Here is a 13,284-nt window from a genome sequence, read left to right as displayed (position 1 = left end):
GCAGCCCGATCCGCTCACGCGCCGTCAGCTTGCCCTTGGCGTGCTGCGCCGCCGTCGCCTTCTCGCTCGGCCCGGCCAGCGCCTGCGCACGGATCTCGTGCAGCTCGGCCACTCGCCCGCGCGCGTCCGTCGGCTCACCCGGCGCCTCATCCAAAACGGTCATGTAGCGACTCTACGAAGCCGACCGAGGAAAGCGAGCCGTCGACTCCGTACAGTCTCCGACCCGTTTTCCTGGTACCACTGAACAGAACCTGGACGACATGCAGCCGTTTCGACTGCTCAAGGGGCCTGGGCCTTGTAGGGGTCGCACAAAGCCGTCAGCTGAGAGTCACCTCACATTCATGGGTGGTACATACCACCCCTGGAGTGACACGGAGGTGCAGTCGGCGGCCGGTGGCGACGGTCTCGACCGACGCGTCGGCCCGCACGACGTCCCGCACGGGGTGGTCCCAGACGATCTCCAGGGGCGTGCCCGTGCGCGGCGGCTCGCTCACGCAGAGCGTAGCGGTACGGCCCCTGCGACGGATCAGCACGCTCGCCCCCGCCGTCGCGGTGAGCGGACCGGCCGTGCCGGGCTCCCAGAAGTTCGCCGCCGTCAGGCCGAGCGAGGGTACGGCGACGGCCTGGCACCGGTCGTCGTTGGCGAGGACCGACAGCCACGCACGGTCGGCGGCGCGGTGGGCGACGGTCCGGCGGGAGGCCCCGGGCATCAGGACGTAGACGTATGCGGCGCCGTCCGGGTCCGTGCCGTGGTCCAGCCAGAGGGTCTGCCAGCGGCGGGTGCGGCGCTCGGTGGTGCTCGTGGTGTTGATGTCCGACCAGGCGCCCGTGCGGTCCTCGCGCAGGGTGCGCAGGCCGCCGCCGGGCACGATCCAGCCACCGTGGCCCTCCAGATGGGCCCAGTCCCGGCCGCGGGTGAGGGCCTGGGTGCCGCCCTCCCCCAGGTTCCGGTTGTCGACGACCGTCTCGACGGGGACGCCGTCCGCGCAGGTGATGGCGGCGCCGAGGCAGACCACGGCGTCGGCGAGGAAGTACCAGGACTTGCGGGCCTCGAGGGTGGAGCCGAGCCCCTTGAGGTGCTGGCCGACGGCGGCGTACTCGCCGTCGCTCGTCCCGCCGACCCAGCGCACGTCGGGCTTCGGCGCGCCCCATTCGCCGCCCGCCCGGTCGGGGAGCCGCCGGCTGGAGACCGTGGTGCCGGGCAGGCGGTACCAGTCGACGGTCGGCCAGAACCAGTCGGTGTACTGGTCGGACCGGCTGCCGTTCGGCCACCAGGTGAGCATTCCGGAGCCGGTGTGCCAGCCACGGGGGTTCTCACCGTTTCCGCACTCGTAGTGGGCGATGCGGTCGCTCGCCATGGCGAGGCCCGCGGTGAAGGCGGGACGGCGGTGCACGGCGCGGTCCATGGCGGCGAAGAGATGGTGTCCGACGGGCTCGGGCGCCGCTTCCCCGGGCGCGTCGGCGATGGCCCGCAGCCGGGCCAGGTCGGCCACCCCGAACTGTGGTGCGGTGAGGACGGGGGTCACGGTGTCGCGGGCGATCCAGCCCTTGATCCGGGCGTGCCAGCGCTCGCGCTCGGCCTCGCTCGCGCCGCCCGCGAGGACCGCCATGGCCGCGACGAGCTGCTGCCCGTGGAAGTGGTCGCTGCGCATGACGTGCAGGTCGTCGCCGAGGAGGTACCCCCGGCTGACGGCACGGCCGTTGACGGCATCCATGACCAGTCCGTCGTGCACGAGCGGTGCGTAGGCGCGCTCGACGCTGTCCAGGACGATCTGCCGGCCCGGGTCCGTCACCTCCCACTCCGATCCGGCGAGCAGGGCGAACAGCCGGCCCAGGCCGTCCAGCATGACCTGGCCGTACGTCCCCGAGTAGGCGATCCAGGTGTGCTGGACGAACGACCCGTCGGCGTAGAGACCGTCGCCCTTCGTGACGTACGGGAAGACGGGCGAGAGGGCGTCGCGGGCGAGGGCGATCTTCTCGGGGGCGCGGCCCAGGACGCCGCGCAGGGCGACGGAGCGGCACAGATCGACACGGTTGGCGCCGGTGGAGGTGCCGGTGTAGTCGCCGAGCATCGTGTCGGGGACGAAGTGGTCGACGGCGGCGCAGGCGGCGGCGACCCGCTCGGCGCCGAGGTCGTCGTACAGGGCGGCCGTGATGTCCATCAGCAGGCGCGGGCTGCCGATCTGCCACTCCCACCAGTTGCCGTAGCGGGTGGTGCCGGGGTGGTAGACGGTGGCGGAGAGGTGGTCGAGGCCGCGCAGGAGGTCGGCGAGGAGGGCGGGGTCGCCGGTGGAGCCGGTGCCCTGCTGGACGTACGCCTGCGTCATCGTCCACAGCCTGTTGTAGCTGAAGGTGATGCCGGCGGGCGGGTCGAAGGGGTGGCCCGGCCAGAGCGACGTGGGGGTGGGGGCCATGCCGGCGCGGAAGGCGCGGGCGCGTTCACCGGTCTCGGCGAGGCGCGAGGCGTACGGTTCGCCGGCCGGGTCGTAGCCGGTGCCGAGGGCGATGTCGAGCCAGCGGCGCCTGAGGGTGTCGTAGGGGTCGTCGGCGGCTGCGGCGGGGGCGGTGAGCGCCGGGGTGAGGCCGGCGGCGAGGGCCGCGGCGAGCAGGACGGTGCGGCGGGTGGGGGCGGGGGTCCGGTGCGCGCGATGCCACGGAGAGGTCATGCCCATGCCGTCTATCACGTCCACACCGGCCGGGGAAGGACGCCGTGCGGGAGTGATCCTTCGAGAAACTCCGCGGATGATGTTGAACATTGAACGGAATAGGTCTACGGTCGGTCCCGTTGGAGTGATTGAACATTCAACGAATCGGCACCCGGAGCCCGGGAATCCCGGAACCCCGATACCCAAGGAGAACGTCATGGGCCTCTTCGGCAGCAAGTCCGCCACCCCCGCCACCCCGGCCGCCGTCAACCCGGACCTCGCCGCGCTCACCGGCGACTACGCGATCGACCCGTCCCACTCGGCGATCGGCTTCGTCGCCCGGCACGCCATGGTCACCAACGTCAAGGGCAAGTTCCTCGACTTCACCGGCACGCTGCACCTGGACGGCACCACCCCGGCCGCCTCCACGGCGTCGCTCGACGTCACGATGGACAGCATCGACACCGGGTCCGCCGACCGCGACGGACACCTGAAGAGCGCGGACTTCTTCAAGACGGACGAGTTCCCCACGATGACCTTCCGCTCCACCAAGGCGGAGGCCCTCGGCGGTGACGACTACCGCATCACCGGCGACCTGACGATCCTCGGCACCACCAAGCCGATCACCATCGACCTGGAGTTCAACGGCGCCGCCAAGGACCCCTTCGGCAACGAGCGCGTCGGCTTCGAGGGCAAGGCGGAGCTCCTGCGCTCCGAGTGGGGCCTGACCTGGAACGCGGCCCTGGAGACGGGCGGCGTCCTGGTGTCCGACAAGATCAAGCTGAACTTCGACATCTCGGCGGTCAAGCAGGCGTGAGGCCCCCGGCCCGCTCGGGGCCGGGGAAGTCCACATCGGCGGCGGCCCGGACCCGGATACGGCGGCCGGGCCAGCCGATCGTCCGGTAGATCGCGTTGCACTGGGCGATCGAGCGGTCCGCCGGGACGAGATCGACGTCCTCCTCGCCGCGCAGCGAGGTGGTGTGGCCGTCGGCCACGACGACCAGGTCGTAGCCCCGGCTCAGCGCCTGCCGTGCCGTGGTGTCCACGCAGACCTCCGTGGCGAAGCCGGTGACGATCACCTCGGTGACGCCCAGGGCCCGGAGCGCCCCGTCGAGATCCGTGCCCAGGAAGCTGTCGGGCGTCGTCTTGTCGAGGACCTTCTCCCCCTCGCGCGGTGCCAGCTCCGGCACGACGCACCACCCCTCGGTGCCGGGCACCAGTTCCTCGTCCCCCTGCCGCACCGTCACCACGGGCACGCCGGCGGCGCGGGCCCGTTCACTCAGCCCCGCGATCGCGGCGACGGTCGGACCGGGCCGGTGGGCGATGCGCATCAGCGCGTTCTGCATGTCGATGACGAGAAGCGCGGGGAGGCTCGGCATCGGACCACCGTAGCGCGGGCGCGGCGCTCGGTCCGGGCTGTTTCAGCAGCCCCCGCCGGAAGCCCCGCACTGAGAAGCCCCCGCCTCCGGAAGCCCCGCACTCAGAAGCCCCCGCCGAAGTCCCCTCCCCCGCCGAATCCACCGCCACCGCCGAAGTCGCCGCCCCCGAAACCGCCGCCGAAGTCGCCGGGGTCGAAGTCGCCGCCGGACACGTCACCCCCGTCGTACCCGCCGAAGTCGCCGTATCCGGCGCCGTAGTCGGCCGCGTAGCTCGGGGTGGCCATCATGCTGCCCAGCATCGTGCCGACCAGCAGCCCGGGCAGGATGCCGCCGCCGAAGTAGCCGCCCGCCCAGGGGCCGTAGGCCGGCCCCGCGTCCCAGTAGGGGCGCCGGCCCTGGTCGGTGTCCACCTCGCGGACCATGGGGTCCCTGCCGTCGGACAGCCGGGCCTGGTCGGCCGCGCAGACCGGTACCTCGCGGGTGGCGCCGCCCGGCGGGGTCCAGGTGGCGTCGGCGACGGACGGGCCGTGGCGCGGGTCGAAGAAGCAGGGCGGCCGGCGCTCGGGCAGGGGCCTGCCCTCGCGGCGGGCGGAGAGCTGGGCGAGGCAGAAGCGGCCGTCCTCCAGGGCCTCGGTGACGGACCGGACGTCCTCCGGCCGACGGGCGTCCGCCATGTACGACTTCGCCTGGTCGTAGGCGTCCAGGGCGCGTTCGTAGTCGGCGCGCATCGCGTCGTCCGCGCCGGGCTCGGCGGGATGGAAGTCCAGCCGGTCGAGTTCCTCGCCGAACGCCGTGATGTCCTCGTCGACCACCACCCGCAGCCGCTCGAGGGCCGCCCGCTGCTCCTCCTCGCGGCGGTGCCGGTTGCGCCGCACCAGCGCGTAGGCGCCCGCGCCGCCGACCACCACGACCGCGCCGACGCCGATCAGCGCGCCCGGCGAGACGGTGGCGCCGCCCGAGTCCCAGGAGGACGGGGCCGAGCCGCGCACGCTGCGCAGCGCGTCGTCCACGAAGTCGTTCAGCTGGGCCTTGGGGTCACCGGCGCCCTGCACGGCCGTGACCAGGTTCTGCACTCCCTGCCGGCTCAGCACGCTGCTGTCGGCGCGCGCGTCGAAGCGGTCACCGAGGCGGATGCCGTACAGACCGGTGATGCCGGTCTCCGTGCGCAGGCTCCGGAAGAGGTCCTGGGTCGGATAGCCGGCCGGCAGGACCGCCACGAAGACCGGCTCGTCCGCGGCCTCGATCTTGTCGGCGAGCGCGTCGGCGTCCGCCGCAGACAGCAGGTCGGAGGCGGCCGGGTCCACGTACACGGGACTCTCGCGCAGGGCCGCGCCGATCTCGGACACGTCCGTGGCCGCGTGGGCGCCGGGCGCACCGGCCATCAGCGCCGCCAGGGCGGCGACGACCGGCACGATCAGCAGGCGTACGAAGGTACGCATCCACGCGGCCTTCATACGTCCCAAGCTACAGGAACGGTATGAATATGGACATCGCTCAGGGCCCCCGTCCGACGGAGCGCCACCGCCCGTCAGAACTCGAGCCGCTTGGTGTCGTCCTCCCCGCCGCGCTGGAAGAACCGCAGACGCCGGTTGCGCAGTGCCTGGACGAACTGGTTGCGCTGGTAGTCGCGGGCCCGCGTCGGCCCCTCGGTGGGGAGTTCCTTGCGCCGGACGGCGATGTCGACGAGGAGGGACTCGTACGACCCGAGCTCCTCCCGGCCGAGGTCCGTCCCGACGTAGCTGGTGAGGGCGAAGAGCCGCATGATCTCGCTGATCACCTCCCGCTCGCCGTGCAGCCGCGTGACGTCCGCGGCGTGGCGGACCCACTCCCGGTCGCCCATCCGCCGCATCAGCAGCACCGCCATCAGCGCCTGTCCCGGCTGCTCGATGAACTCCGCCTCCCCCAGCGCCTCGTCGGTCAGCCGGGAGAGCTTGCTGCTCGCCAGCACCTGGGACAGGGACCCGTACGAGGCGAGGACGGGGGAGAAGAGCTCGATCCGGCCGAGGAACTCCTCGAACTCGGCGTCCGAGACCTCCGTGCCGTTCACCAGCGACTCCCGGAGCTCCGGCCGCTCCAGCGCCTCCGACAGGGCCTCGCGCAGGCTCCGCCCGACGTCACGCGTCTTCCACTCGTCCGCCATCAGCGCGGCCCGCACGCCATAGCCGTTCAGGGTCAGCCGCAGTGCCTGCCGTTTGAGATCCAGGTCCCGCACGAGTTCGCTGCTGCGCAGCACGTCGGCGAGGAGGTCGAGCCACTCGACGAACACCTCGAAGTCGGAGCGGACGAGCACGCCGTCGCGGCGCTTGTCCTGGGCGATGGTCCGCATGGCGTCGGCCTGGTCGTACAGCTCGTCCATCATCACGTTGAGCTCGCCCTGGACCTCGGCGGGTGACGCCGGCGGCTCGTAGGCCAGGTCCGTGGGCCAGAAGTCGTCCAGCAGCGACTCCGTGTCGTCCCGGCCCCGCCAGCCGTCCTTCGACGCCAGCACGGAGAAGGGGTCGTGGGCGCCGTCCCCGAGGAGCTCCCGCACCTGGCGGAAACCGTCCATGACGCAGGCCAGCAGCGAGGTGTCGTTGCGGCGCAGCGCCGCCGCGTGGCGGATCACCTGCGCGTAGTCCAGCGGGTTGGCCAGCACCATCGCCTTCAGGTCCTCGGAGACCTCCATGCGGTACGCCGCCAGCAGGGGCCGGACCATCGGCTGGCAGAAGTAGATCAGCCCGTCGCGCTGGCCGAGTATCCGCTTGGCGATGAGGGCGTCCAGGACGGCGCCCGAGGGCTCGGACCAGCCCAGCCCCGTGAAGTAGTCCAGCAGGAACTGTTCGGCCTCCATGCGGGGCAGGGCGTCCCTGCCGCCGAGGGTGAGGTGCTCGTTCAGGCAGGACAGGATGTCCTGGAGCTCGCGGAAGTCCAGTTCGAAGCGGCGGTCGACGCTCGGGTCGTCACGGCCCAGCAGCAGGCCGAGGTAGGACTCGAGGATCGCGGTGCTGTTGACCCCGCTCGTCCAGTCGCCGTGTCCGGCGGTGGCCACCAGCGCGGCCAGCATGGCCGGCGTGCGGGGCAGCCTTCCGCGGCTGAGCAGGTCGAGCATCGCGGTCACGTCGGAGTCGGCCTCGTCCGGGCGCAGCAGGCGCACCAGGGCCCGCAGTTCACGTCGGCCGAAGGGGCCGATGTAGCGGACCCGCGAGGTCCAGCCCTCACGGCCCAGCTCGTCGTTGAGCCGGTGGCTCACCGCGGTCCGGGATCCGAGGAGATACATGTTCTGCGGGTACTGCGCCATGAACTTCAGCAGGTTTCTCAGCCGCTTCTCGGACCTCGGGTCGACGTTGTCCACGGCCAGGGCGAGACGCGGCAGGACGTCCCGCTTGCCCGTGGGTATCCCGGCGCGGGCGAGCTGGGTGCGCACCTCCCGCTCGACGCCGTTCCCGCCGCTTCCCACCGCGGTGAAGTCGATGAGCACGGGAGCGTACTGGGAGTCGAGGCCGTAGGCGGTGTGCGTCAGCCACTGGAGCGTGCTCGTCAGCCCGCTGTACTCGTCGCCGACGATGACGAAGTGCCGGTGCTCGGACAGGCTGGCCCGCAGGTCGTCGGGGGTGATCCTGCCGTCTTCCAGGTCCGTCAGGGCCAGGTACTGGTCGACCGGCAGGTGCAGCAGAACGGGGGGTACCAGCAGGCCGTCCATGTCCAGCTGCCACCGGTCCGGTCCCGCCATGAGCAGGCTGCGTTCGCGCACCGCGTCCAGGAGGAACTCGGCGGCCAGGTCCGCGGAGGTGCGCGTGACGGCCACCTCCTCGGGCGCCGGGGTGCGGACGGGCCGGCCGCCGGGTCCCTCGAGGTCGATGACCTGCTTGCCGCCCGGCATCACGTCGACGCCCTGGTCGAAGGCGTCCCTGGCGTCGAAGTAGCTCCGCACGTGCACGGTGTAGGCGTGCGGGGCGAGGGGGCGGTCGACGTCCACGACGCTGTAGGCGTTGTAGTAGTCACGCGTCTGGTAGAGCGAACCGGCCATGCTCTGCATGAGCGTGCCGCTTCTGCTCACGAGGCCGACCGGGTCGACGACGTGGACATGACCCGTGCACAGCATGTCGAACCGGCTCATCTCCCTGCGCACGTCGTGGCGGTCGAACTCCGCGAGCCAGTCCAGCGGATGGTGCATCACGCAGATCTTCAGATCGGCGTCGCCGAGCCGGTCAGCGGCGTGGACGATCTGCCGGTCCCCCACCAGGAGGTGGGCCCGGTCGGCGTCGTCGCCCGCCCCGGTCGCCCGCCAGGCCGACGTCAGGCCGGCCACCGTGACCGCACTGCCGCGCAGGGTGAAGCGGTGGAGGGTGACCAGCGGGGAGGTCAGGTCGACGTCCGTGGCCGCGTAGTAGTCGTTCCTGAACTCCAGCCACGGGGCCATCCGGTCCAGGTAGGACGTCAGGTTCGGAGCGTCGAGGAGCTTGTTGACCGCGTCCCGGCTGGTCAGCCCCGACCGGAGGCCGTCCTCCTGGTACTGGTCGATCCTGCTGATGTCGACGTCGTGGTTGCCCGGCGCGAGGATCATGCGGCCCCGGTCGAGGCCCAGCATGTCCTGGAGCGGATCGAGCAGGGCCTCACGGGCGAAGGCGAACTGGTCCGGCTGCGCGCTGAAGGCCAGGTCGCCGCTGAAGATCACCGCATCGACCGGTGTCTGCTCGTGGAACCCGCGCACGTCCTTCAGGAAGGCCTTGAGCACCTTGCTCTGGTCGGGTTTCCAGTCCGCCCTGGCATGCAAGTCGCTGATGTGAACGATCCGCACGAAATACCCCCGCCTCCCGGAAAACGCGTCTGACAGCTTACGCGCGGCCCACGAGGAAGATCCCGTCGCGGAACCCCATGTCCTCTGTTTCGTCGAGGAGTTGGTTACGTGGCGACAGGCGGGCGGCGCGCGCATACCATTCCTCCTGCTGCCGTGCACCGCACGGCAGGCCAGTCACAGGGGTGGACGGGGGCGGGCATGCTCGGCAAGCGCAGGGCCGCGGACATGACAGTCGCAGAACTGACCGAACTGGACCGGTCACGCCCGCGGGCCGATGTGCTGTGGGAGCTGTTCCGGCACGCGGAGGGCGAGGTCACCAAGGCCATCGGCTGGTACCTGGCGCGGCGCCGCGGTCCCTCCCGGTGGTCGCGCTCGCTGCGCGCCCTCGCCGCGCTGCTGGGCATCGTCGGCACCATCACCCCGCTGGTGCACGCGGCCGACCCGACGGCCGTCCCGGCCGAATGGGGGTTCGTCTTCCTGGCCGGGGGCGCGGGCTGCGTGCTCTTCGACCGGATCTTCGGCTTCTCGGCGTCATGGACCCGCTACATACGCACCGAACTGGCGTTGCAGCAGGTGCTCAAGCGGGCGCAGGCCGAATGGGCCCAGCACTTCCTCAAGAGCACGGAATCGCCCAGTGACAAGGAGACGGCCGCCCTCCTGGGAGTGATCGAGCGGCTGCGCGCGGACGCCCAGCGCCTCATGGAGGAGGAGAGCGCGGCCTGGGTCGGCTATCTGGCGGACGGGATGGAGGAGCTCACCCGTTCCACCGCGCACGCCTCCGGCCAGCGGCCGGGCCCGGCCGGCGTGTTCCGGCTGGACCGGCTGCCCGGGCGTGAGCGGACAGCCGACCAGACGCAGCGCACCCGCGACCCGGTCCTGTGACGGCGGGCGCGCCCGGGCCGGCCGGTGCCCGTGCTACTTGGCCGGTGCGACCCCCGCGCGCAGCAGGCCGTACGTGTACGCGTCCTCCAGGGCCTGCCAGGAGGCGGCGATGACGTTGTCCGCGACGCCGACCGTCGACCACTCGCCCGTCCCGTCGGACGTGGAGATGAGGACGCGGGTCGTGGACTGGGTGCCGTGCACGCCCTCCAGGATGCGGACCTTGTAGTCGACCAGGTCGAGCTTGGCGAGCTCCGGGTAGATCTTCTCCAGGGCCACGCGCAGGGCGCGGTCCAGGGCGTTGACCGGGCCGTTGCCCTCGGCCGTGGCGACGATGCGCTCGCCCTTGGCCCACAGTTTCACGGTGGCCTCGTTGGCGTGGGTGCCGTCGGGGCGGTCCTCGACGATCGCGCGCCAGGACTCGACCTCGAAGTACTCCGGCTTCCTGCCCTCGGCCTCCCCGCGCAGGAGGAGTTCGAAGCTGGCGTCCGCGGCCTCGTACGTGTAGCCCTCGAGCTCGCGCTCCTTGACCCGCTCGACGACCCGGCCGACCAGTTCCCGGTCGCCGCCGAGGTCGATGCCGAGTTCCCTGCCCTTGAGCTCGATGGAGGCGCGGCCGGCCATGTCGGAGACCAGCATGCGCATGGTGTTGCCGACCAGCTCGGGGTCGATGTGCTGGTACAGGTCCGGGTCGACCTTGATCGCGGAGGCGTGCAGGCCGGCCTTGTGCGCGAAGGCGGAGACGCCGACGTAGGGCTGGTGCGTGGAGGGGGTGAGGTTGACGACCTCGGCGATGGCGTGGGAGATGCGGGTCATCTCGCGCAGCCGGCCCTCGGGGAGCACCTGCTTGCCGTACTTCAGCTCCAGGGCGGCGACCACCGGGAACAGGTTGGCGTTGCCGACGCGCTCGCCGTAGCCGTTCGCCGTGCACTGGACGTGGGTCGCGCCCGCGTCGACCGCGGCGAGGGTGTTGGCGACCGCGCAGCCGGTGTCGTCCTGGGCGTGGATGCCGAGCCGGGCGCCGGTGTCGGCCAGCACCGTGGCGACCACGGCCTGGATCTGCGCCGGGAGCATGCCGCCGTTGGTGTCGCACAGGACGACGACGTCGGCGCCCGCCTCGGAGGCGGCGCGGACGACGGCCTTGGCGTAGGCGGGGTTGGCGCGGTAGCCGTCGAAGAAGTGCTCGCAGTCGACGAAGACCCGGCGGCCCTGGGCCTTCAGGTGGGCGACCGTGTCCGCGACCATGGCCAGGTTCTCGTCGAGCGTGGTGCGCAGCGCCAGTTCGACGTGCCGGTCGTGGGACTTGGCGACCAGTGTGATCACCTGGGCGCCGGACTCCAGCAGCGCCCTGACCTGCGGGTCCTCGGCGGCGGTCGTTCCGGCGCGGCGGGTGGAGCCGAAGGCGACCAGCTGGGCGTGCCGGAAGTCGATCTCCTGCTGGGCGCGGGCGAAGAACTCGGTGTCACGCGGGTTCGCGCCGGGCCAGCCGCCCTCGATGAAGCCCACACCGAAGTCGTCCAGGTGCCGTGCGATGGCCAGCTTGTCCGCGACCGTGAGGTTGATGCCCTCGCGCTGCGCGCCGTCGCGCAGGGTGGTGTCGAAGACGTGGAACGAATCGTCGAGTTCGCTGGTTGCGGTCATGATCTGAAGGCTCCTGTAGGGGATCTCGGTCAACCGGAATGACCGGCTCCACCGTCCATCTATGATCCCTCGCGCTCTCTTCCCGGCTGGAGGTGGGCCAGGAAAACGAAAAACCCCTCGCGGGTGCGAGAGGTCTGCGCGCGGGTCGAGGACGACGGTGGCCACCCGTACCTGGTCGTACGTGGTGGTCACTGCGGACCGGCGCGCCTGCTGCCAATAATCATGGCGAACGAGAGCACGGGGGAAGTCTGGCACAGTCCGTCCCCCTTCTCACCGTCCGTCTCAGGATGCGAGCCGGAGGCGTCCGCGTCAGGGCTCCGCGTACAGACCGTCGGCGAGGAACTCCCCCACGTGACCGAGGACCTGCGCCCGGTCCGTGCCGCGCAGCCCGATGGCGACGTGGATGGCGAAGCCGTCGAGGAGGGCTCGCAGGCGGGCCGCGAACCGATCGGGGTCGACGGGGCGGAACTCGCCGCGCGAGACGCCCTCGGCGAGCAGGGCGACGAGGTCGCGGTGCCAGGCGCCCTCGATGGCCGCCTGGCGGTCGCGGGCGCCGGATTCGACGGCAGCGGTCTGCGAGCGGTTCCACACCTCCAGCCACAGCGTCCAGTGCGGGTCGCGGTGGCCGTCGGGCACATAGAGGTCGACATAGGCGTCTAGGCGTTCGCGGGCCGTACCGGTGCGGGTGAGCAGGCGGGCGCGCTCCGCGCCGAGGCGGCCCTCGCTCCACTCCAGGGTGCGCAGCAGCAGCTCGTCCTTGGAGTGGAAGTAGTAGAGGAGGTGGCCGCTGCTCATGCCGACCTCGCGGCCGAGCGCCGCCATGGTGAGCTTCTCCAGGCCGCGCTCGGCGATCATCTCCATGGCGGCGGCGAGCACGTTCTCACGCGGCGGGGCCTGCCTGCGCCCACCACCGGCCATGTCGCTGCTCCTAGATCCTCGGCTGCTGCTGGGTGATGCAGTGGATGCCTCCACCGCTCGCGAAGATCGTACGGGCGTCCACGAGGGTCACGGTGCGCTCGGGGAACAGACGGCGGAAGATGCCGGCCGCGATTTCGTCGTTCGGGTCGTCGAAGGCGCACAGCACGACGCCGCCGTTGCACAGGTAGTGGTTGATGTACGAGTAGTCGACCCAGTCGCCCTCCTCGTCCGTCAGGACGGTCGGGGCGGGGATCTCGACGACTTCCAGGCGACGGCCCCTGGCGTCCGTCTGGCCCCGCAGGATGTCCAGGTAGAGCTGGGAGCGGGCGTGGTCGGGGTGGCGGGGGTCGCGCTGGCTGTGCACGACGACGGTGCCCGGCCGCGCGAAGGCCGCGACGATGTCGACGTGGCCCTGGGTGCCGTACATGCCGTAGTCGCCGGCGAGGCCGTGCGGGAGCCAGATCGCCTTGGTGGTGCCGAGCCTGGCGTGGATCTCCGCCTCGACCTCCTCGCGGCTCCAGCCGGGATTGCGGCCGGAGCCGAGCTGGACGGTGTCGGTCAGCAGGACGGTGCCCTCGCCGTCGACGTGGATCGCGCCGCCCTCGTTGACGAGTGCGCTGCTCAGGGCGGGGACGCCGGCGAGGTCCGCGACATGGCGGGCGATCTTGGCGTCGTGCTCCCAGCGGGCCCAGTCCTGGGCGCCCCAGCCGTTGAACACCCAGTCCACGGCGGCCAGACCGCCCTGCCCGTCCGTCACGAAGGTCGGGCCGATGTCCCGCATCCAGGCGTCGTCCAGCTCGCGCTCCACCAGATCGACGTCCGGGCCGAGCAGCTCGCGCGCGCTGTCGCCCTGACCGGGCCCGTGCACCACGGTCACCGGCTCGAAGCGGCGCACCGCGCGGGCGACGGACGCCCAGGCCGCCCGGGCCTCGGCCAGCTCCTCGTCGTTCGTGAACGTCGGGTTGGGGCCGGGCCAGGCCATCCAGGTGCGTTCGTGCGGGGCCCACTCGGGGGGCATGCGGTAGGTCATGGAGGTGTCCCAGGA

At 71.7% G+C, this 13,284-nt stretch carries 9 protein-coding genes and 1 pseudogene; 2 read left to right on the top strand and 8 right to left on the bottom strand.

Features of this window, described 5'->3' with window-relative positions:
* Together AB0E77_RS25020 and AB0E77_RS25015 are read right to left on the bottom strand one after the other, a co-directional pair.
* Positions 1–163: pseudogene (locus AB0E77_RS25020) on the bottom strand (methylmalonyl-CoA carboxyltransferase); the annotation flags it as partial.
* A gap of 154 nt (positions 164–317) precedes the next feature.
* Complete coding sequence (locus AB0E77_RS25015) at positions 318–2,666, bottom strand: polysaccharide lyase 8 family protein (protein WP_361574168.1); 2,349 nt, start codon at positions 2,664–2,666, stop codon at positions 318–320.
* Positions 2,667–2,862: 196 nt separating this feature from the next.
* On the opposite strand from AB0E77_RS25015, the gene AB0E77_RS25010 reads away from it, so the two are divergent.
* Positions 2,863–3,462, top strand: coding sequence for a YceI family protein (locus AB0E77_RS25010; RefSeq protein WP_361574166.1), 600 nt, complete (start codon positions 2,863–2,865; stop codon positions 3,460–3,462).
* On the opposite strand, the gene AB0E77_RS25005 is transcribed toward AB0E77_RS25010, so the two are convergent.
* The 3 genes from AB0E77_RS25005 to AB0E77_RS24995 all read right to left on the bottom strand — a co-directional run bounded on the left by AB0E77_RS25005 (position 3,449) and on the right by AB0E77_RS24995 (position 8,801).
* A complete protein-coding gene (locus AB0E77_RS25005) occupies positions 3,449–4,024 on the bottom strand; it encodes a cysteine hydrolase family protein (RefSeq protein WP_361574164.1) in 576 nt (191 codons plus the stop codon). The genes AB0E77_RS25010 and AB0E77_RS25005 overlap by 14 nt on opposite strands.
* Positions 4,025–4,125: 101 nt before the next feature.
* Positions 4,126–5,478, bottom strand: coding sequence for a hypothetical protein (locus AB0E77_RS25000; RefSeq protein WP_361574162.1), 1,353 nt, complete (start codon positions 5,476–5,478; stop codon positions 4,126–4,128).
* 74 nt (positions 5,479–5,552) lie between these two features.
* The gene (locus tag AB0E77_RS24995) at positions 5,553–8,801 is read right to left on the bottom strand and encodes a metallophosphoesterase (RefSeq protein WP_361574160.1); all 3,249 of its coding nucleotides are present in this window, start codon (positions 8,799–8,801) and stop codon (positions 5,553–5,555) included.
* Positions 8,802–9,026: 225 nt separating this feature from the next.
* Here AB0E77_RS24995 and AB0E77_RS24990 point away from each other — a divergent pair, with 225 nt between their 5' ends.
* Positions 9,027–9,683 carry an SLATT domain-containing protein gene (locus tag AB0E77_RS24990; protein WP_361574158.1) on the top strand — a complete coding sequence of 219 codons (657 nt, stop codon included), beginning with the start codon at positions 9,027–9,029 and terminating at the stop codon, positions 9,681–9,683.
* A 33-nt stretch (positions 9,684–9,716) separates the two neighbouring features.
* On the opposite strand, the gene cimA is transcribed toward AB0E77_RS24990, so the two are convergent.
* From cimA to AB0E77_RS24975, 3 genes are all read right to left on the bottom strand, one after another.
* Complete coding sequence (gene cimA, locus AB0E77_RS24985; RefSeq protein ID WP_361574156.1) at positions 9,717–11,321, bottom strand: citramalate synthase; 1,605 nt, start codon at positions 11,319–11,321, stop codon at positions 9,717–9,719.
* Positions 11,322–11,630: 309 nt separating this feature from the next.
* Positions 11,631–12,239 carry a TetR/AcrR family transcriptional regulator gene (locus tag AB0E77_RS24980; protein ID WP_361574154.1) on the bottom strand — a complete coding sequence of 203 codons (609 nt, stop codon included), beginning with the start codon at positions 12,237–12,239 and terminating at the stop codon, positions 11,631–11,633.
* Positions 12,240–12,249: 10 nt separating this feature from the next.
* A complete protein-coding gene (locus AB0E77_RS24975) occupies positions 12,250–13,269 on the bottom strand; it encodes an agmatine deiminase family protein (RefSeq protein ID WP_361574152.1) in 1,020 nt (339 codons plus the stop codon).
* Positions 13,270–13,284 lie beyond the last annotated feature (15 nt).

Origin of the sequence: Streptomyces sp. NPDC032940 (genome assembly GCF_040636935.1) — a bacterium.
In the GTDB taxonomy this organism is placed as follows: Bacteria; Actinomycetota; Actinomycetes; order Streptomycetales; family Streptomycetaceae; genus Streptomyces.
This window is presented reverse-complemented; position numbering and strand designations above follow the sequence as displayed.